General features: G+C 67.8%; 19 protein-coding genes. 9 read left to right on the top strand and 10 right to left on the bottom strand.

The genetic code is table 11. The annotated features are described in order from the left end of the window. The coding region (gene xseA / locus G3O06_RS27785) for an exodeoxyribonuclease VII large subunit (protein ID WP_205818142.1) at positions 1–736 on the bottom strand (736 nt) is incomplete at its 3' end. Positions 737–1,186: 450 nt separating this feature from the next. On the opposite strand from xseA, the gene lpxK reads away from it, so the two are divergent. From lpxK to G3O06_RS27760, 5 genes are all read left to right on the top strand, one after another. Further along, positions 1,187–2,215 (top strand): tetraacyldisaccharide 4'-kinase, encoded by a 1,029-nt coding sequence (gene lpxK, locus G3O06_RS27780; RefSeq protein WP_205818141.1) that lies wholly within the window; start codon positions 1,187–1,189, stop codon positions 2,213–2,215. Continuing rightward, positions 2,196–2,390: a Trm112 family protein gene (locus G3O06_RS27775; protein WP_010090898.1), complete on the top strand. Its 195-nt coding sequence runs from the start codon at positions 2,196–2,198 to the stop codon at positions 2,388–2,390. Before lpxK ends, G3O06_RS27775 begins: the two co-directional genes overlap by 20 nt. A gap of 110 nt (positions 2,391–2,500) precedes the next feature. Beyond that, positions 2,501–3,292, top strand: coding sequence for a 3-deoxy-manno-octulosonate cytidylyltransferase (gene kdsB, locus G3O06_RS27770; protein ID WP_059665170.1), 792 nt, complete (start codon positions 2,501–2,503; stop codon positions 3,290–3,292). A 208-nt stretch (positions 3,293–3,500) separates the two neighbouring features. Then, entirely contained in the window at positions 3,501–4,163 is a 663-nt protein-coding gene (gene adk / locus G3O06_RS27765; RefSeq protein WP_174967645.1) for an adenylate kinase, read from the top strand. Between the two features lie 345 nt (positions 4,164–4,508). Continuing rightward, complete coding sequence (locus tag G3O06_RS27760; RefSeq protein ID WP_205818140.1) at positions 4,509–5,267, top strand: SDR family NAD(P)-dependent oxidoreductase; 759 nt, start codon at positions 4,509–4,511, stop codon at positions 5,265–5,267. A gap of 65 nt (positions 5,268–5,332) precedes the next feature. Here the strand turns inward: G3O06_RS27760 and G3O06_RS27755 are convergent, their stop codons facing one another. Continuing rightward, positions 5,333–6,175 (bottom strand): SirB1 family protein, encoded by an 843-nt coding sequence (locus G3O06_RS27755; RefSeq protein WP_174917555.1) that lies wholly within the window; start codon positions 6,173–6,175, stop codon positions 5,333–5,335. A gap of 8 nt (positions 6,176–6,183) precedes the next feature. After that, a complete protein-coding gene (gene murJ, locus G3O06_RS27750) occupies positions 6,184–7,734 on the bottom strand; it encodes a murein biosynthesis integral membrane protein MurJ (RefSeq protein ID WP_174917556.1) in 1,551 nt (516 codons plus the stop codon). A 304-nt stretch (positions 7,735–8,038) separates the two neighbouring features. On the opposite strand from murJ, the gene rpsT reads away from it, so the two are divergent. Then, positions 8,039–8,311, top strand: coding sequence for a 30S ribosomal protein S20 (gene rpsT / locus G3O06_RS27745; protein WP_039368270.1), 273 nt, complete (start codon positions 8,039–8,041; stop codon positions 8,309–8,311). Between the two features lie 154 nt (positions 8,312–8,465). On the opposite strand, the gene G3O06_RS27740 is transcribed toward rpsT, so the two are convergent. Further along, complete coding sequence (locus G3O06_RS27740; protein ID WP_089426173.1) at positions 8,466–8,786, bottom strand: DUF3579 domain-containing protein; 321 nt, start codon at positions 8,784–8,786, stop codon at positions 8,466–8,468. A 413-nt stretch (positions 8,787–9,199) separates the two neighbouring features. Between G3O06_RS27740 and argF the strand changes: the two genes are divergently transcribed. Next, positions 9,200–10,129 (top strand): ornithine carbamoyltransferase, encoded by a 930-nt coding sequence (gene argF / locus G3O06_RS27735; protein ID WP_043190066.1) that lies wholly within the window; start codon positions 9,200–9,202, stop codon positions 10,127–10,129. A gap of 91 nt (positions 10,130–10,220) precedes the next feature. Here the strand turns inward: argF and murB are convergent, their stop codons facing one another. Continuing rightward, positions 10,221–11,270: a UDP-N-acetylmuramate dehydrogenase gene (gene murB, locus G3O06_RS27730; RefSeq protein ID WP_205818139.1), complete on the bottom strand. Its 1,050-nt coding sequence runs from the start codon at positions 11,268–11,270 to the stop codon at positions 10,221–10,223. Between the two features lie 137 nt (positions 11,271–11,407). Here murB and G3O06_RS27725 point away from each other — a divergent pair, with 137 nt between their 5' ends. Then, entirely contained in the window at positions 11,408–11,893 is a 486-nt protein-coding gene (locus G3O06_RS27725) for a YajQ family cyclic di-GMP-binding protein (RefSeq protein ID WP_043190069.1), read from the top strand. Positions 11,894–11,972: 79 nt separating this feature from the next. On the opposite strand, the gene plsY is transcribed toward G3O06_RS27725, so the two are convergent. Both plsY and ybaK read right to left on the bottom strand, forming a co-directional pair. After that, positions 11,973–12,611, bottom strand: a complete 639-nt coding sequence (gene plsY / locus G3O06_RS27720; protein WP_174986469.1) for a glycerol-3-phosphate 1-O-acyltransferase PlsY — start codon at positions 12,609–12,611, stop codon at positions 11,973–11,975. 108 nt (positions 12,612–12,719) lie between these two features. Continuing rightward, positions 12,720–13,211 carry a Cys-tRNA(Pro) deacylase gene (gene ybaK / locus G3O06_RS27715; RefSeq protein WP_027789278.1) on the bottom strand — a complete coding sequence of 164 codons (492 nt, stop codon included), beginning with the start codon at positions 13,209–13,211 and terminating at the stop codon, positions 12,720–12,722. Between the two features lie 246 nt (positions 13,212–13,457). Between ybaK and G3O06_RS27710 the strand changes: the two genes are divergently transcribed. Further along, on the top strand, positions 13,458–15,020 hold the full coding sequence (locus G3O06_RS27710) for an AMP-binding protein (RefSeq protein WP_205818138.1): 1,563 nt from the start codon (positions 13,458–13,460) through the stop codon (positions 15,018–15,020). A 48-nt stretch (positions 15,021–15,068) separates the two neighbouring features. Here G3O06_RS27710 and xerD read toward each other — a convergent pair whose 3' ends face one another. The 3 genes from xerD to queG all read right to left on the bottom strand — a co-directional run bounded on the left by xerD (position 15,069) and on the right by queG (position 17,786). Then, positions 15,069–16,019: a site-specific tyrosine recombinase XerD gene (gene xerD / locus G3O06_RS27705; protein WP_174918513.1), complete on the bottom strand. Its 951-nt coding sequence runs from the start codon at positions 16,017–16,019 to the stop codon at positions 15,069–15,071. Then, complete coding sequence (locus G3O06_RS27700; protein WP_205818137.1) at positions 16,019–16,486, bottom strand: methylated-DNA--[protein]-cysteine S-methyltransferase; 468 nt, start codon at positions 16,484–16,486, stop codon at positions 16,019–16,021. The genes xerD and G3O06_RS27700 overlap by 1 nt, the downstream gene beginning before the upstream one ends. Positions 16,487–16,550: 64 nt before the next feature. Beyond that, positions 16,551–17,786: a tRNA epoxyqueuosine(34) reductase QueG gene (queG, locus tag G3O06_RS27695; RefSeq protein WP_205818136.1), complete on the bottom strand. Its 1,236-nt coding sequence runs from the start codon at positions 17,784–17,786 to the stop codon at positions 16,551–16,553. Positions 17,787–17,800: the final 14 nt, after the last annotated feature.

Genomic DNA, 17,800 nt, shown 5'->3' with positions numbered 1-17,800 from the left:
CGCCGCTGACGACCGGCAGCTCGCTCGCCGCGATCGCGCGCGCCAGCGCCTCGTCGTTGAACGACCATAGATCCTCGATCGAACCGCCGCCGCGACAGACCAGCAGCACGTCGACCTCGCGGCGCGCATTCGCGGCCTCGACGGCCGCGACGAGCTTTTCAGCGGAACCGGCACCCTGCACGGGCGCCGGATAGACGATCACCGGAATGTGCGGCGCGCGGCGGGCAAGCGTGGTCAGCACATCGCGCAGCGCGGCTGCCTGCAGCGACGTGACGATGCCGATCGCGCGCGGGTGGGCCGGCAGCGGCCGCTTGCGTTCGGGCGCAAACAATCCCTCGCTCTCGAGCTGCGCCTTCAGCCGCAGGAACGCCTCGTACAGGCGCCCCTGGCCCGTGCGCCGCACGGCCTCGACGTTGAGCTGCACTTCGCCGCGCGGCTCGTACATCGTGACGACCGCGCGTACTTCGATCCGGTCGCCTTCGCGCGGCGTGAACTCCGCATATTGCGCGCGGCCGCGGAACATCACGCAGCGCATCTGCGCCTGCTGGTCCTTGATCGAGAAATACCAGTGGCCGCTCGCGGCGCGCGTGAAATTCGACACTTCGCCCGAAATCCACAGCAGCGGAAACGAGCGCTCGAGCATCGTCGAAATCGCGCGATTGAGCGCTGAAACGGGAATCACTTCGTCGCCGCCGCGGGTCGCGCCCGGTGCGGCAAATGGGGTGTCGGAAGGCATGGACGCTCGGATGATTGCTGGCGGCGACACGATAGTCCGACACGCGCGCGACGTCCAGCGGCGGACGCATGCGCGGTGACCTTCGGAAGGTGTCCACACTTTGGCAATCATCGGTCTAAAACGCGTGAAAACCGCTGAAAAATCCAGACAATTCCCCATAACACATTGATTTTTATATATTTTTAAACCTTTCTGAATGATTCTCATCCGATTCAAGGCCCACCCGGCGGGCGTTTGACACCATCGAGCGGGGAGTTTTTCACAGAGTTATCCACAAGCCGCCGCGATCCGGCCCCGTAGGCTGCGGCGGCCGGTCGCGCTTGCCGCGCCCGCCTGCGGCGCGCTAGAGTGCCGCCTTCCGCAGACCCCGCGGCATGCGCCGCCCAACGGAGAATCCGCCTTGACGAATCCGTCCCACGCCGCGGCGCACGACCTGCCGCGCCCGGCCCGATGAGCGCGCCCGACGGCCCGCTCGCCCGGCTCGAAGCGCGCCTGACGCGCGAATGGCAGCGCCGCGGCGCGCTCGCGTGGGCGCTCACGCCTTTCGCATGCGTGTTCGGCCTGTGCGCGGCGCTGCGGCGCACCGCCTACGCACAGGGCTGGAAGAAGCCGGTCGACATCGGCGTGCCCGTCGTCGTGGTCGGCAACGTGACCGTCGGCGGCACCGGCAAGACGCCGACCGTGATCGCACTCGTCGACGCGCTGCGGGCGGCCGGCTTCACGCCCGGCATCGTGTCGCGCGGCTACGGCGCGAACGTGAAGGCGCCGACCGCCGTCACGGCCGCGTCGCGCGCCAGCGCGGGCGGCGACGAACCGCTCCTGATCGCACGCCGCACCGGCGCGCCCGTCTGGGTCTGTCCCGATCGCGTCGCGGCCGCGCAGGCGCTGCGCGCCGCGCATCCGGACGTCGACGTGATCGTCAGCGACGACGGCCTGCAGCACTACCGCCTCGCGCGCACGGTCGAGCTCGTCGTGTTCGACCACCGGCTCGGCGGCAACGGCTTCCTGCTGCCGGCCGGGCCGTTGCGCGAGCCGCTGTCGCGGCACCGCGACGCCACGCTCGTCAACTATCCGTACAGCGGCGCGCTGCCGCCGTGGCCCGACACCTATTCACTCGCGCTCACGCCGGGCGCCGCGTGGCACCTCGACCAGCCCGCGCTGCGCCGCCCGCTGTCGCAATTCGCGCACGAGCGCGTGCTCGCCGCCGCCGGCATCGGCGCGCCGGAACGCTTCTTCGCGACGCTGCGCGCGGCCGGTCTCGCACCCGCGACGCGCGCGCTGCCTGACCACTACGCGTTCGCCGACAATCCGTTCGTCGACGATGCCGTCGATGCGATCCTGATCACCGAGAAGGATGCAGTAAAATTGGGCGCTTCCTGGCGCGACGCTCGACTGTGGGTTGTCCCCGTCGAAGCCGCGCTCGACCCTCGCCTCATTGCCCTCGTTGTGGAGAAACTCCGTGGACGCTCGCCTGCTTGAAATCCTTGTGTGCCCTATCTGCAAAGGCCCGCTCCACTATGACCGTGCCGCGCAGGAGCTGATCTGCAACGCGGACAAGCTCGCCTACCCGATCCGCGACGGCATCCCCGTGATGCTGGTCGACGAAGCGCGCCAGACCGTCGAAGGCACGCCGGTCGACCCGGCCGGCCGCTAAGCAGCCCGACCCGGTCCGAGCCGCGGCGCGTCCGCGGCCAGGCGCCGACCCCCGCCGGGCGACCCGCGCCAGACGCGCCGCCCGCTCCGCTCTTTTCACCGCCCTCCCCGATGACTCACCCGCAACCCTTCATCGCCGTCATTCCCGCCCGGCTCGCGTCGACGCGGCTCCCGAACAAGCCGCTCGCCGATCTCGGCGGCAAGCCGATGGTCGTGCGCGTCGCCGAGCGTGCGCGCGAAGCGGGCGCGCAGCAGGTGCTGGTCGCATCCGACGCGCAGAGCGTGCTCGATGCGGCGCGCGATCACGGCTTCGAAGCGGTGCTGACGCGCGCCGACCATCCGTCCGGCACCGACCGGCTCGCGGAAGTCGCGGCGACGTTCGGGTGGAGCGACGACACCGTCGTCGTCAACGTGCAGGGCGACGAGCCGCTGATCGACCCCGTGCTGGTGCGCGACGTAGCGTCGCACCTCGCCGCACACCCGGCCTGCGCGATTGCGACCGCCGCCCACCCGATCCACGACGCGGCCGACGTGTTCAACCCGAACGTCGTGAAGGTCGCGCTCGACGCGCAGAGCGTCGCGCTGTACTTCTCGCGCGCGCCGATTCCGTGGAGCCGGGACGCGTACCAGCCGCACTGGCCCGACGTCGCGGCCATGCCTGCGCCCGCTTTCCCGGTCTACCGGCACATCGGCCTCTATGCATATCGCGCGCGTTTCCTGCGCACGTATCCGACGCTCGCGCAGGCGCCGATCGAGCAGGCCGAGCAGCTCGAACAGCTGCGCGCGCTGTGGCACGGCGAGCGTATCGCAGTGCTGATCACCGAGTCCGCGCCCGAAGCCGGGATCGACACGCCGGCCGATCTCGCACGCGTGCAGGCCCTTTTTCAGCCGGGTTCAAAATAACCCGTGGCATAATCAGGTGATTGTGCGAGCCGTCCGCGACCAGCGCGTCCTCGCTTGACCCCGCCCGCGGCCCTGCCGGCAGCCGCGCGTCGCTCAACCCGACGCGCCGCATCAGACCGGTCCGCCGCGCGCCAGGCAAGCCCCGCGCACGCCGTCGCCGGCGCTTTTTGCGTCTCGCCACACGAATCTACATACTGGAGATATCACCATGCGTTTGATCCTGTTGGGCGCGCCCGGCGCGGGAAAGGGCACCCAGGCAAACTTCATCAAGGAAAAATTCGGCATCCCGCAAATCTCGACGGGCGACATGCTGCGCGCGGCCGTGAAGGCCGGCACGCCGCTCGGCGTCGAGGCAAAGGGCTACATGGACTCCGGCAAGCTGGTGCCGGACGCGCTGATCATCGGTCTCGTCAAGGAGCGCCTGAAGGAATCCGACTGCGCGAACGGTTATCTGTTCGACGGTTTCCCGCGCACGATCGCGCAGGCTGACGCAATGAAGGAAGCCGGCGTCGCGATCGACTACGTGCTCGAAATCGATGTTCCGTTCTCGGAAATCATCGAGCGCATGAGCGGGCGCCGCACGCACCCGGCATCGGGCCGCACGTACCACGTCAAGTTCAACCCGCCGAAGGTCGAAGGCCACGACGACGTGACGGGCGAGCCGCTGGTCCAGCGCGACGACGACAAGGAAGAAACCGTCAAGAAGCGTCTCGAAGTGTACGAAGCGCAAACCAAGCCGCTGATCACGTACTACGGCGACTGGGCGCAGCGTGGCGAGGAAAACGGCCTGAAGGCTCCGCAGTATCGCAAGATCTCGGGCCTCGGCAGCGTCGAGGAAATCCGCGAGCGCGCGTTTGGCGCACTGAAGTAAGCAGCGCGTCGCGCACCCGCAAGCCGCCCTTTCCGGGCGGCTTTTTTTTGCCCGGGCGGAATTCGCACGACCGTTCCAGTCTCGCCGCCGCGCGAAGGCGCCCCGTACAATCGATCGGGTGCGGGCGCCCCTGTTACCGGGGCGCAGGCATTTCAACCGATCGCGCGGCATCGAACCAGGCAACCGCTTTATGCGGAACCGCAACAGGCGCCGAAGCGCCAACGTCGGCCGGCCAGCTTGCATGGGTCCGCCCCAAGCGCTAAAGCACCAAGGGCGGTCGACCGCCTTGGCATGGGACCGCCCTAAGCGCTGAAGCGCTAAGGGCGGTCGACAAAGGAGACAGTCATGGACATTCGCGGCAACGTGTTTCTGATCACGGGCGGCGCATCGGGCCTCGGCGCCGGCACGGCGCGGATGCTCGCGCAGGCAGGCGGCACCGTCGTGCTCGCCGACCTGAACGACGCGGCGGGCACGGCGCTCGCGACCGAGCTGGGCGGCATCTTCGTGCACTGCGACGTGTCGAGCGAGGCCGACGCGCAGGCAGCCGTCAGCGCGGCGACACGCGCCGGCACGCTGCGCGGCCTCGTGAACTGCGCAGGCATCGCGCCCGCCGCGAAGACCGTCGGCAAGGACGGCCCGCATCCGCTCGACGTGTTCGCGAAGACGATCAACGTGAACCTCGTCGGCACGTTCAACATGATCCGGCTCGCGGCCGCCGCGATGGCCGCCACCGAGCCGACCGCGGACGGCGAGCGCGGCGTGATCGTCAGCACCGCGTCGGTTGCCGCATTCGACGGACAGATCGGCCAGGCCGCGTACGCGGCGTCGAAAGCCGGCGTCGCGGGCATGACGCTGCCGATCGCACGCGACCTGTCGCGCAACGGCATCCGCGTGATGACGATCGCGCCCGGCCTGTTCGAGACGCCGATGCTGCTCGGCATGCCGCAGGACGTGCAGGACGCGCTCGGCGCGATGGTGCCGTTCCCGCCGCGGCTCGGCAAACCGGCCGAGTACGCGCTGCTGGTGCGCCAGATCGTCGAGAATCCGATGCTCAACGGCGAGGTGATCCGCCTCGACGGCGCGATCCGGATGCAGCCGAAATAAGTATGAAAAAAACGCCCGCAATGCGGGCGTTCTTTCATTCAGGGTTCCGGCAGCGTCGCGGCGGCTCAGTCCTCGCCGTCGCGCTGCATCCGCTGCCGCAATTCGGTCACCTGCGATTCGACAACGGTGGCGTCGTCCGCGTCCGGCCGCTCGCCGAGATACTGCTCGAGATCCTCGAGCGCGGGGCGCAGGTAATCGAGCCGCGCGTACGCGAAACCGCGGTCGCGGACTTCGTCGAGGTGCTCGGGCAGCAGGATCACGAGCCGCTGCTGCACCGCGAGCAGCCGCTGCCAGCGTTCCGTCTGAAGATAGATCGTCTTCAGGTTGCGCAGCATCCGCGCGATGATCTCGCGGCTCGTCGCCGGCTGCAGCAGCGCGCGCAACGCGCTGTCGACCGCACCGGCCGCACGCGCGACGTACGGCTCGAGCATCTCGACCATCTCGGCCTCGGACAGCGAATGGCCGTTGGCCGGATCGATGATCAGGTCGCCGTCCGGCAGCGTGACGCGCAGTAGGAAATGGCCGGGGAACGACACGCCGCGCGCCGGCACGCCGATCTGCTCGGCGAGCTCCAGGTACAGCACCGACAGCGAGATCGGGATCCCGCGCCGCCGCTTCAGCACGGCGTTCAGGTGGCTGTTATCGGGGTCGTAGTAATCGTTGTGATTGCACGCGAAGCCGAGCTCGCGGAAGAAGAAGTCGTTCAGTGCGGCGACGCGGCCCTTCAGGTCCGCATCGTCCGTCAGCCGCCGGCTCAGCCGCGCCGCCAGCATGTCGAGTTCGGCCAGCGTGCCCTGCAGGTCGAGGTCGGGATACGCGTCCTGCGCCAGCGACAGCGCCGCTTCCGTGACGGGCAGGCTGTCGTCGTCTGCCACGAGCGTGCTGAAGTAGTCGAGGACGCGGGTCATTGCGGTCGTCACTTGGCGCGCCTTCTGAAATAAGCGTATTTGAAGCCCATCACCCACAACATACCGAAATATAGTGCAGCGAACACCACGAGGCACGCAGCCATCAGCGCAATGCGATCGAGCGGCTGTGCACGCATCCCGGTCCAGTCGAAGCTGATCGACAGCCAGTGCATCAGGCCCGCGAGCACGAGCGTCGCGCCGATCAGCTGCACGAAGAAGCGCAGCCAGCCCGGCGACGGCTGGTAGATGCCGCGCTTGCGCAACCCGATGAACAGCAGCAGCGAGTTCAGGCACGCGCCGACGCCGATGCTCAGCGTCAGGCCCGCGTGGCCGATCAGCGGCACGAACACGTAGTTCGAGATCTGCGTGACGATCAGCACGCCGATCGCGATCTTCACGGGCGTCTTGATGTCCTGCTTCGCATAAAAGCCCGGCGCGAGAATCTTGATCAGGATGATGCCGACCAGGCCGATCCCGTAGGTCGCGAGTGCGCGCGCGACCATCGTGACGGTATGCGCGTCGAACTTGCCGTAATTGAAGAGAGTCGCGGTGAGCGGCGTCGCGAAGAAGAACAGCGCGAGCGCGCTCGGTGCCGCAAGCAGGAACGTGACGCGCAGCCCCCAGTCGAGCAGCGCCGAATACTCATGCGAATCGGCATCGACGTGCGCCTTCGACAGGCTCGGCAGCAGGATCGTGCCGAGCGCGACGCCGAGCAGCGCCGTCGGGAATTCCATCAGGCGGTCGGCGTAGTTGATCCACGACACGGCACCCTGCCCGAGCCGCGACGCGATGTTGGTGTTGATGATCAGCGACAGTTGCGCGACCGACACCGCGAAGGTCGCGGGCACCATCTTCGCGAGCACGCGCTTCACGCCGGGGTGGCGCAGCGCGCGCAGCGGGTTGAGGCCGATCAGCGGCACCATGTCGATCTTCTTCAGGCCCGGCAGCTGCACGAGGAACTGCAGCACGCCGCCGACGATGACCGCCCATGCGAGCGCGAACACCGGCACCTTCAGGTGCGGCGCGACGAACACGGCCGCGGCGATGAACGCGACGTTGAGCAGCACCGGCGCGAACGCGGGCAGCGAGAAGCTCTTGTACGTGTTCAGCACGCCGGACGCGAGCGTCGTCAGCGAGATGAACACGATGTACGGGAACATGATCCGCGTCATCGTGACCGCGAGCGGGAACGCCTGCCCGTCGGTGTGCAGGCCGGACGCGACCGCGAACACGACCCACGACGCGCCGACGATCCCGAAGACCGACAGCACGGCAAGCGCCCACGCAAGCACGGTGGACATCGCGTCGACGAGCGCCTTCGTCGCATCGTGCCCCTGCTGGTTCTTGAACTCGGCGAGGATCGGCACGAACGCCTGCGAGAACGCGCCTTCGGCAGACAGGCGGCGCAGCAGGTTCGGGATGCGGAAGGCGACGTAGAACGCGTCGGTGTATTGACTGGCGCCGAACGCACGGGCGATCAGCGTCTCGCGGGCCAGTCCGGTCACGCGCGACAGCAGCGTGAAGCCGCTGACCGTCAGCAGGGCTCGGAATAGATTCATGGGGCGCTTATTATACGGACGTTGCGTGGCCGAGCCAGCGGCCGATGCCGAAAAGCGCACACGCCTTCGGCGCCCCGTTCGGCGGATGTCACGTTGAACTTGCCACTCGCTTGATTTTGTTGCTATAATCGCCGGTTTCTGGGCTCGTACATGCACGGCAACTGCCGTTTTCATGTCCCGGCCTCGGTTAAAATCACCGTTTTTTTATGCGCCCCTGGGCAATCGTTCTCAGGGGACGGATCGAAAAGCAGCGCTTGGCCGTCAGGCTCCAAGCTCTGGAAACAGGACAGGATAAGGAACCGTCATGGCTAACTCCGCACAAGCACGCAAGCGCGCCCGCCAGGCCGCGAAGGCAAACTCGCACAACTCGGCGCTGCGCTCGAAATTCCGTACCGCGATCAAGGCTGTTCGCAAGGCCGTCGACGCCGGCGACCAGGCAAAGGCTGCAGAGCTGTTCAAGTCTGCCGTCAAGACGATCGACACGATCGCCGACAAGAAGATCGTTCACAAGAACAAGGCCGCTCGCAGCAAGAGCCGCCTGGCCGCAGCCGTCAAGGGTCTGCAGGCAGCAGCGTAAATCCGGTGCGCCCGCTCGCGCGGGCGTTCCTGTTTCCTGCGATCGCAAAAAAGCCCGCTTAGGCGGGCTTTTTTGTTGCCTGTCGCCGGCGCATCAAGCGGGCCGACGACATTTGCCAGGGCGGGCGCGGCAAGCGCCCTCGCCCGTGCCGGCATCACTTCTTCGCGTCGTAGTCCGGCAGTTCGCACGCCTCGGTGACGACGAGGTTGTTGTCCTTCGCGAAATTCAGCACGAAATCGAAAGCCATCGGCTCGACGTCGCGCAGCCGGGAATCGAGGATCACGCATTTCAGGTCGCCGAGCATCGTCGGACGCACGTAGAGCGAATACTGGAGACGCGCGTTCCGCCCGCTCGCCCCCGGCCCGAAGCAGGCCATCACACCGGCCAGACGTTCCGACCAGTCGCTCGGGCGAAACTTTTTCCCGTCTTTCGTGATGCCCTGGATGAAGAATTCGGTCGGAGGGGTTTCAGCCATGTGGTTACCCAAGTGACGGCCCGGCGATGTCCAGGCAACGGCGCCTGGATACGCGAACACAAAGCTGAAACGGACGGCGGCACAAGCATTCCGGCATCCCGAAAACGGGACGTCGACGCGCGCCGCCGGTAGACTGCACCGGATTTGTGCAGCGCACGGCTTGTGTCCGGCAGAGCGCGAGGAGGCTTGCCTGCCGGGCTGGAGAAAACTTTCGAATTATACCGCAGCGCGCCATCGCGCGCCGTCCCGACAGCCCTCCTCCTGCACCGCCTGCCGCATTCGGCGATCGTGCCCCGCCTCTCTCCGCGGCTCGTCAAAGCACAGAAAATCCTTTATGCTGCTTTGAGTTATCCACACCCGACGGTGGCGCCGTCCGGCCTTGCTGCCGGGTGAAACCCGCCGTATCTCGCTTCATGACCGCCAAAACCATTCGTCACTACCTGCAGTTCAAGGATTTCTCGCTGGAAGACTACGAGTACGTGCTCGAACGCACGGGTATCCTGAAGCGCAAGTTCAAGAACTACGAGACCTATCACCCGCTGCACGACCGCACGCTCGCGATGATCTTCGAGAAGAGCTCGACGCGCACGCGCCTGTCGTTCGAGGCCGGGATCTTCCAGCTCGGCGGCCACGCCGTGTTCATGAGCACGCGCGACACGCAACTCGGCCGCGGCGAACCGGTAGAGGATTCCGCGCAGGTCATCTCGCGGATGGTCGACATCATCATGATCCGCACGTTCGAGCAGGAGGTCATCAAGCGCTTCGCGGACAATTCCCGCGTGCCGGTGATCAACGGTCTGACGAACGAGTACCACCCGTGCCAGGTGCTCGCCGACATCTTCACGTACTACGAGCACCGCGGCCCGATCGCCGGCAAGACCGTCGCGTGGGTCGGCGATGCGAACAACATGCTCTACACGTGGATCGAAGCCGCGCAAATCCTCGGCTTCAAGCTGCGCCTGTCCACGCCGCCCGGCTACGCACTCGACATGAAGCTCGTGTCGCCCGACAGCGCGCCGTTCTACGAGGTGTTCGACGATCCGAACGAAGCGTGCAAGGGTGCCGATCTCGTCACCACCGACGTGTGGACGAGCATGGGCTTCGAGGCCGAGAACGAAGCCCGCATGCAGGCGTTCGCCGACTGGTGCGTCGACGAGGAAATGATGGGCCACGCGAACCCGGACGCCCTCTTCATGCACTGCCTGCCCGCGCACCGCGGCGAGGAAGTGACGGCCGGCGTGATCGACGGCCCGCAGAGCGTCGTGTGGGACGAAGCGGAAAACCGCCTGCACGTGCAGAAGGCCCTGATGGAGTTCCTGCTGCTCGGCCGCCTCAAGCACTGACGCGCCGGCATCCGGCAACCGATGAAAAAAAGCGCCGATCGATGATCGGCGCTTTTTGTTTGGGCGCGCGAAACGCGGCGCGGCATCCGCGTTACAGGCAGACCGGTTCGGGCTCGAGCTCGACGCCGAATTGCGTGTGCACGTCGGCCTGGATCGCCTGCGCCAGCGCGAGCACGTCGGCGCCCGTCGCGCCGCCGCGATTGACGAGCACGAGCGCCTGGCGGTCGTGCACGGCCGCCGCGCCCAGCGCGCGCCCCTTCCAGCCGCAGCGGTCGATCAGCCAGCCGGCCGCGAGCTTGACCTGCCCGTCCGGCTGCGGATACGACACGACCTCGGGCGCGCGGGCGCGTACCACCTCGAACTGCGCGGCATCGATCACCGGATTCTTGAAGAAACTGCCCGCGTTGCCGAGGACCAGCGGATCGGGCAGCTTCGCGCGGCGGATCGCGACGACCGCGTCGAACACGTCGCGCGCGGTGGCCGCATCGGGTGCGATGCCACGGGCGTCGAGTTCGCGCGTGACGTCCGCGTAGCCAAGCCGTGGCGCCCATTGCTTCGGCAGCCGGAACGTCACCGACACGATCGCGAACCGGCCGCGCCCTTCCCGCTTGAAGAAGCTGTCGCGGTAGCCGAACCCGCAGCGCGCGGCGTCGAAGCGCTCGCTGCGCCCCGTCGCCAGTTCGACCGCGACCAGCGAGTCGAAATACGCCTTCATCTCGAGGCCGTATGCGCCGATGTTCTGGATCGGCGCGGCGCCGACCGTGCCCGGGATCAGCGCGAGGTTCTCGAGGCCCGGCATCCCGTGCTCGAGCGTCCATGCGACGAATGCGTGCCAGTTCTCTCCGCCGCCCGCCTCGACGTACCACGCGTCGTCGTCCTCGCGCACGACGCGGCGGCCCGCGATCTCGTCGAGCAGCACGACGCCGTCGAAATCGCGCGTGAACACGACGTTGCTGCCGCCGCCGAGCACCAACTGCGGCAGGTTCGCGACACGCGGGTCGCGATGGAGCGCCTCGAACTGCGACGCATGCGTGATGCGCGCGGCAAAGCGCGCGGTCGCGGCGATGCCGAACGTGTTGTGCGCGGCGAGCGGATGGTCGGGAAGCAGCGACAGGGCGGAATCGTCAGGAGGCATCGGCATTCGCGGTCACGTCCGCCCGGGCGGCGCACGGCCGGCCTTGGGCAAACGGAGGGGCATCGGTAAAATGGCAAACAGTCCGCAATTATAGCGAGTACCCGCGCGCGAGCCGGGTGCCCGCATCTCAAGGGAGGAATGCCATGCCATCGTTCGACGTCGTTTCCGAAGCGAACATGATCGAAGTGAAGAACGCCATCGAGCAGTCGAACAAGGAAATTTCGACGCGCTTCGACTTCAAGGGCTCCGACGCGCGCGTCGAGCAGAAGGAACGCGAGCTGACGCTGTTCGCCGACGACGATTTCAAGCTCGGCCAGGTCAAGGACGTACTGATCAGCAAGCTGGCCAAGCGCAACGTCGACGTGCGCTTCCTCGACTACGGCAAGGTCGAGAAGATCGGCGGCGACAAGGTCAAGCAGATCGTCACCGTGAAGAAGGGCGTGACCGGCGATCTCGCGAAGAAGATCGTGCGCCTCGTGAAGGACAGCAAGATCAAGGTGCAGGCGAGCATCCAGGGCGACGCGGTGCGCGTGAACGGCACGAAGCGCGACGACCTGCAGAGCGTGATCGCGATGCTGCGCAAGGACGTGACCGACACGCCGCTCGACTTCAACAACTTCCGCGACTGATCGCCAGGCGATCCGTCACGTCATCCTGCCGGGCCCCGCATAAGCGGCGCGCCCGGCATGCGGCAAGCGCCGCACTTCCTCAGGCTTTCCCGCCGTCCTGCGCGCCGCCGTCCGCGGCCGCCTTCTTCTTGTCGCCGATCCGGCTCTCCTGCCCCGCCAGCAGCTTCGAAATGTTGCCGCGGTGACGCCACACGAGCAGCACGCTCATCGCGAGCACCGCCCACGCGACCGGATTGTGGCTCGTGCCGAACAGGAACACGTCGAACACCGGCGCGAACACGGCCGCCGCCAGCGCCGCGAGCGACGAATAGCGGAAGAAGAACGCGACGATCAGCCAGGTCAGCGCGGTCGCGAGCCCGAGCACCGGGTGCACGGCGAGCAGCACGCCGGCCGCGGTCGCGACGCCCTTGCCGCCCTGGAAGCGGAAGAACACCGGATACAGGTGGCCGAGGAACACGGCGATCGCGACCCATGCGACCGCGACGTCGGGCAGCCCGAAATGCCGGGCGAGCCAGACGGCGAGCCAGCCCTTGAACGCATCGCCGACGAGCGTCAGGATCGCGGCCTTCTTGTTGCCGCTGCGCAGCACGTTGGTCGCGCCGGGATTCTTCGACCCGTACGAACGCGGGTCGGCCAGGCCCATCGCGCCACTGACGACGACGGCGAACGACACCGAACCGATCAGGTAGGCAACGAGGGCGGCGAGCAGGATCTGCATGCGGAGGACTCTTCTTTCAACGTATCGGTAAAGGGACGGCTGCGCGGGGCAAGCCGAAACGGCGCCCATTCTACCGAACGCGCGCGGCCTGCCACGAAGGTGAAACCCTCAGTCAACACTGGCGCACTGTACAGGCTGCGCGCCGAGCAGCGACGTGAGCACGGCCGGCGCGAGGCTGACGAGGTAGCCGCGACGGCCGCCGTTCAGGTAGATCGTCGGCAATTCGAGGATCGTCGCCTCGACGTAGACGGGCATCGTCTTGCGCGTGCCAAACGGCGACGTGCCGCCGACGAGATAGCCGGAATGGCGGTTCGCGACCTCGGGCTTGCACGGCTCGACGCGCTTCGCGCCGATCTGCCGCGCGAGGTTCTTCGTCGATACGGTGCGGTCGCCGTGCATCAGCACGATCAGCGGCTTCGCGTGTTCATCTTCCATCACGAGCGTCTTCACGACGCTGTGCTCGTCGACGCCGAGCTGGCGCGCCGATTCGCCGGTGCCGCCGTGCTCGACGTAGTCGTACGGGTGCTCGCCGAACGCAACGCCGTGGCGGCGCAGCAATTGGGTTGCAGGGGTTTCGGACACATGCCTGGATTTGCTCATGACGGCATTTTAATGGTGAACGACCGTCGGGCGCGCAATGGCGCCGTCGCGTTCGCACCGGCGGTATACTCGCGGCCCGTTTTTCGCCGGGCGGCCTGCTGCGTCGCCGCAACGATTCCGTCCATCATCATTGCGGACATCGCGAAGCGCTATTGCCCGAATGGCCGATTGTGGCGCACGCGCCGTCATGGCACGATCGTTCGCAAACCTCGTCGGCCGCCGCCCGGCCCCTCTTCTGGAGACGCCATGACCTCGCCCTCCCGCTCGTCCGAGCCGCTCGACGTCGATGCACTGCTAGCAGCGCTGCCTCGCCGCATCGCCGACGTGCCCGCACGCTGGGCCGCGCAGGCGCCAGCCCATCCGGCGCTGATCGAGGACGCGCGCCGCCTGTCGTACGGCGACCTGTCGCAGGCCGTCGATGCGGCCGCCGCGCTGCTCGCCAATCTCGGCGTGCAAGGCGGCGACCGCGTGATGATCGTCGCCGAAAACTGCGTCGCGCAGATCGTGCTGCTGTTCGCGGTCGCCCGCCTCGACGCGTGGGCGCTCGTGTCGAACGCACGGTTGTCCGCCAGCGAGCTCGACGCGATCGCCGCGCACGCGCGGCCGAAGCTGATCGCGTTCACCACCGACGCATCGCCCGACGCACGCACGCATGCCGAGCGGCACGGCGCGACGCCTGCCGGCGCGCTGCCGGTCGACATCGGCGCGTGGTCGTATCGCGTCGACGCGAGCGCGCCGGGCGAACCGGTCGCCGCCGACGGTGCCGCGCAATGCGCGGCGCTGATCTACACGACCGGCACGACCGGCACGCCGAAGGGCGTGATGCTGTCGCATCGCAACCTGCTGTTCATCGCGGCGACATCGAGCACGTTGCGCCGCGTGTCGCCCGACGACATCGTCTACACCGTGCTGCCCGTGTCGCACGTGTACGGGCTCGCGTCGGTTTGCCTCGGCAGCCTGTACTCGGGTGCGACGCTGCGGCTCGCGCCGCGCTTCGCGCCGGAAGCCGTGCGCGTCGCGCTTGCCGATGAAGGCGTCACGATCTTCCAGGGCGTGCCCGCGATGCACGCGAAGCTGCTCGAACACCTGCACACGCACGGCCACGCGTGGCGCGCGCCGCGCCTGCGCTTCGCGTATTCGGGCGGCTCGCCGCTCGACGCGAACCTGAAGGCGCGTGTCGAGCGCCTGTACGGCGTGCCGCTGCACAACGGCTACGGGATGACCGAAAGCAGCCCGACGATCACGCAGACGCCGCTCGACGCGCCGCGCACCGACAGCTCGGTCGGCGTGCCGATTCCCGGGGTGGAGATGCGGATCGTCGCGCCGGACGGCACCGACGTGCCGCCAGGCGAAGTCGGCGAGATCCGCGTGCGCGGGCCGAACGTGATGCTCGGCTACTACCGCAACGCGGACGCCACGCGTGCGGCCGTGTCGCCGGATGGCTGGCTGAGCACCGGCGATCTCGCGCGGCAGGAGGTGGACGGCGCGGTGACGATCGCGGGCCGCAGCAAGGAGCTGATCATCCGGTCGGGCTTCAACGTCTATCCGGTCGAAGTCGAGCAGGTGCTGAACGCGCATCCGGACGTCGTGCAGGCGGCCGTCATCGGCCGCGCGGTCGAAGGCAACGAGGAAGTGCTCGCGTTCGTCGAGCTGGTGCCCGGCGCGACGGCGGACGAAGCGGCGTTGCACGCATGGTGCGGGGAACGGCTCGCGCCTTACAAACGCCCCGCGCACATCCGTGTACTCGACGCGCTGCCGGCCGCATCGACGGGCAAGGTGCTGAAACACAAGCTGCGCGAGCTGGTCTGACTCGGGCCGGCCGTTGCACGTGACACGGCCCGCGCCGCGCCGGATGCGCTAACCGCGCGGATGGTGTTGCGCGTGCAGCGACTTCAACCGCTCGCGCGCAACGTGTGTATAGATCTGCGTGGTCGAGATGTCGCTGTGACCGAGCAGCAGCTGCACGACGCGCAGGTCGGCGCCATGGTTCAGCAGGTGCGTCGCGAACGCGTGCCGCAGCGTGTGCGGCGACAGGTGCGCGCGCACGTCCGCATGCTGCGCGTGACGCTTGATGATGTTCCAGAACTGCTGGCGCGTCATCCCGTCACCGCGTGCGGTCACGAACAGCGCGTCGGCCGCGCGCGCGCCGAGCAGCGCCGGCCGCGCCTCGCGCAGGTAGCGCTCGATCCACCCGTGCGCGACTTCGCCGAACGGCACGAGCCGCTCCTTCGAGCCCTTGCCCATCACGCGCACGACGCCCTCGTTGAGCCCGACCTCGACGGTCTTCAACATCACGAGTTCGCTCACGCGCAATCCGCTCGCGTACATCAGCTCGAGCATCGTGCGATCGCGCAGGCCAAGCGGCGTGCCGATGTCGGGCGCGCCGAGCAGCGCCTCGACCTGCGCCTCCGACAATGTCGACGGAAACCGGGCGGCCTGTTTCGCGGACAGGATCCGCAGCGTCGGGTCGGCGCTCGCTCGGTGCTCGCGCACGGCCCAGCCGTAATAGCGCCGGAACACGGACAGCCGCCGGTTCGACGACGTCGCCTTGCCGTCGCTGCGCGCAGCGATGTAGCCCGTCACCATCGCTTCGTCGACCGCATCGAGCGGCGCATCGTGCGTCTCTGCCAACCATTGGGAAAACAGCACCAGATCGCGCCGGTACGCGTCGAGCGTGTTGCGTGCGAGCCCGTGCTCGAGCCACAGCGCATCGCAAAACACGTCGATCGATGCGCGGCTCGCCAGCAGCGCGGGGGACGCCGCAGCAGCATCGCCGTCGGCTTCGGGGGAAATCAGCGATTCACTCATCAGTACGGCACGCCTTCGTGCGCCAGCAGCCAGCGCTTCACTTTCTGGTAATAACCGTTGTCGTCATGGTTCGCGAAACCGCCGAGGCCGCCCGCCGCGACGACGCGATGGCACGGGATCACGAGCGGGAAGTAGTTCGCGCCGCACGCCTGGCCGACCGCGCGCGGCGCGCTGCCGATCCGCTTCGCGACCTGGCCGTAGGTCAGCACCGTACCGGGCGGGATCTCACTGATCACGTCCCACACGCGGTGCTGGAACGCGCTGCCGACCTCGGCGAGCGGCAGGTCGAAGCGCGCCGACGCGCGCTCGAAATAACGTTCGATCTGCTTGACCGCGCGCTTCGCGAGCGGCGAATCCGGATCGACCGACTTCACCGATTCGGGCAGATAGACGATCTCGCGCACCACCGCGGCATCCGTGCGGATGCCGACCTTGCCGAACGGCGCGTCGATAACTGCATTGAACATGGCCCTCTCCTGACCGATGGGTGCACGCGACACGGCCGCGCGCCGACGACACTTTACGCCGCCTTCACGCGGCACGCAGCGCCCATTCGACATGCTCGCGCACGACCGGCGACGGATCGTCGGCCCGCGCGCGCAATGCGGCGACGATCGCATCGCGCGCCTGCGGCGCGAGCCGGCCCGGGTCCGCGCGCAGCGCATTGCCGAGCCCGACCGCGAGATTGCGCAGCCAGCTTTCGTAGCCGATGCGCCGGATCGCGCTGCCCTGCATCCGCGTATCGAACGCGTCCGCATCCCATGCAAACAGCTCGACGAGCGTCGCGCGGTCGAGGCCGTTCCGCACATCGAAATCGGCGACGGGCGCGGCCTGCGCGAACTTGTTCCACGGGCACACGAGCTGGCAATCGTCGCAGCCGTACACGCGATTGCCGATCATCGGCCGCAGCGGCTCGGGGATGCTGCCTTTCAGTTCGATCGTCAGGTACGAGATGCAGCGGCGCGCGTCGACGCGGTACGGCTCGACGATCGCGCCGGTCGGGCAGGCGCCGATGCAGCGCGTGCAGCTGCCGCAGTGCGCGCCGGGCGTCTCGGGTGCGGTGTCGGGGGACGTGTGCGCGTCGGTCGGCAGCGGAACGTCGACGTAGATCTCGCCGAGGAAGAACAGCGAGCCCGCATCGCGCTGCAGCAGCAGCGTGTGCTTGCCGCGCCAGCCGACACCGGCCTTCTGCGCGAGCTCGACCTCGAGTACGGGCGCCGAATCGGTGAACACGCGGAAACCGAACGCGCCGATCTCCTGCTCGATGCGCTCGGCGAGCGTCTGCAGGCGGTTACGCAGCACCTTGTGATAGTCGCGACCGCGTGCGTAGATCGACACGACGGCCGCCTGCGGATCGTCGAGCCGGGCGCGTTCGCGCGCGCGCCAGTCGTGCAGCGCGAGCGCGCCCGGCTCGCCGCCGGGTGCGTCGGGGGCGAGCGTTTCGGCCGGCAGATAGGCGAGCCGGGCGGAGATCACGCGTCGCGTACCGGCCACAAGTTCGGCCGGACGCGCGCGTTTCATCCCATGTTTCGCCATATAATCCATTTCGCCGTGGTATCCGGCTTCCAGCCAGGCGGCGAGGCCTGCTTCGGCATCCGAGAGATCGGTATCGCTGATGCCGATCGCCCCGAAACCCAATTCGCGCCCCCACGCCCTGATGCGCGCGGCGAGCGCAGTCAACGCCGCATCGTCGAGCGCGCACGGTGCCGCGCCTTCGGCACGAGTCGAAGGCCTGTCGGATGCGGCGAGTTCCGGTAATCGGTTCATCGCACTATTTTACG

It is taken from the genome of Burkholderia sp. Ac-20345 (assembly GCF_017104825.1).
Classification (GTDB): domain Bacteria; phylum Pseudomonadota; class Gammaproteobacteria; order Burkholderiales; family Burkholderiaceae; genus Burkholderia; species Burkholderia lata_B.
Note: the sequence above shows the minus strand (reverse complement) of the source record. Positions and strands in the feature narration are given on the sequence as shown.

Bases quoted from the DNA above. Each gene is read 5' to 3' on its own strand.
- argF (WP_043190066.1), top strand. From the start codon at position 9,200: ATGACCGCCAAAACCATTCGTCACTACCTGCAGTTCAAGGATTTCTCG.
- rpsT (WP_039368270.1), top strand. From the start codon at position 8,039: ATGGCTAACTCCGCACAAGCACGCAAGCGCGCCCGCCAGGCCGCGAAG.
- G3O06_RS27700 (WP_205818137.1), bottom strand. From the start codon at position 16,486: ATGTTCAATGCAGTTATCGACGCGCCGTTCGGCAAGGTCGGCATCCGC.
- G3O06_RS27740 (WP_089426173.1), bottom strand. From the start codon at position 8,786: ATGGCTGAAACCCCTCCGACCGAATTCTTCATCCAGGGCATCACGAAA.
- kdsB (WP_059665170.1), top strand. From the start codon at position 2,501: ATGACTCACCCGCAACCCTTCATCGCCGTCATTCCCGCCCGGCTCGCG.
- plsY (WP_174986469.1), bottom strand. From the start codon at position 12,611: ATGCAGATCCTGCTCGCCGCCCTCGTTGCCTACCTGATCGGTTCGGTG.
- G3O06_RS27760 (WP_205818140.1), top strand. From the start codon at position 4,509: ATGGACATTCGCGGCAACGTGTTTCTGATCACGGGCGGCGCATCGGGC.
- ybaK (WP_027789278.1), bottom strand. From the start codon at position 13,211: ATGAGCAAATCCAGGCATGTGTCCGAAACCCCTGCAACCCAATTGCTG.
- queG (WP_205818136.1), bottom strand. From the start codon at position 17,786: ATGAACCGATTACCGGAACTCGCCGCATCCGACAGGCCTTCGACTCGT.
- lpxK (WP_205818141.1), top strand. From the start codon at position 1,187: ATGAGCGCGCCCGACGGCCCGCTCGCCCGGCTCGAAGCGCGCCTGACG.
- G3O06_RS27710 (WP_205818138.1), top strand. From the start codon at position 13,458: ATGACCTCGCCCTCCCGCTCGTCCGAGCCGCTCGACGTCGATGCACTG.
- adk (WP_174967645.1), top strand. From the start codon at position 3,501: ATGCGTTTGATCCTGTTGGGCGCGCCCGGCGCGGGAAAGGGCACCCAG.
- xerD (WP_174918513.1), bottom strand. From the start codon at position 16,019: ATGAGTGAATCGCTGATTTCCCCCGAAGCCGACGGCGATGCTGCTGCG.
- murJ (WP_174917556.1), bottom strand. From the start codon at position 7,734: ATGAATCTATTCCGAGCCCTGCTGACGGTCAGCGGCTTCACGCTGCTG.
- murB (WP_205818139.1), bottom strand. From the start codon at position 11,270: ATGCCGATGCCTCCTGACGATTCCGCCCTGTCGCTGCTTCCCGACCAT.
- G3O06_RS27755 (WP_174917555.1), bottom strand. From the start codon at position 6,175: ATGACCCGCGTCCTCGACTACTTCAGCACGCTCGTGGCAGACGACGAC.
- G3O06_RS27725 (WP_043190069.1), top strand. From the start codon at position 11,408: ATGCCATCGTTCGACGTCGTTTCCGAAGCGAACATGATCGAAGTGAAG.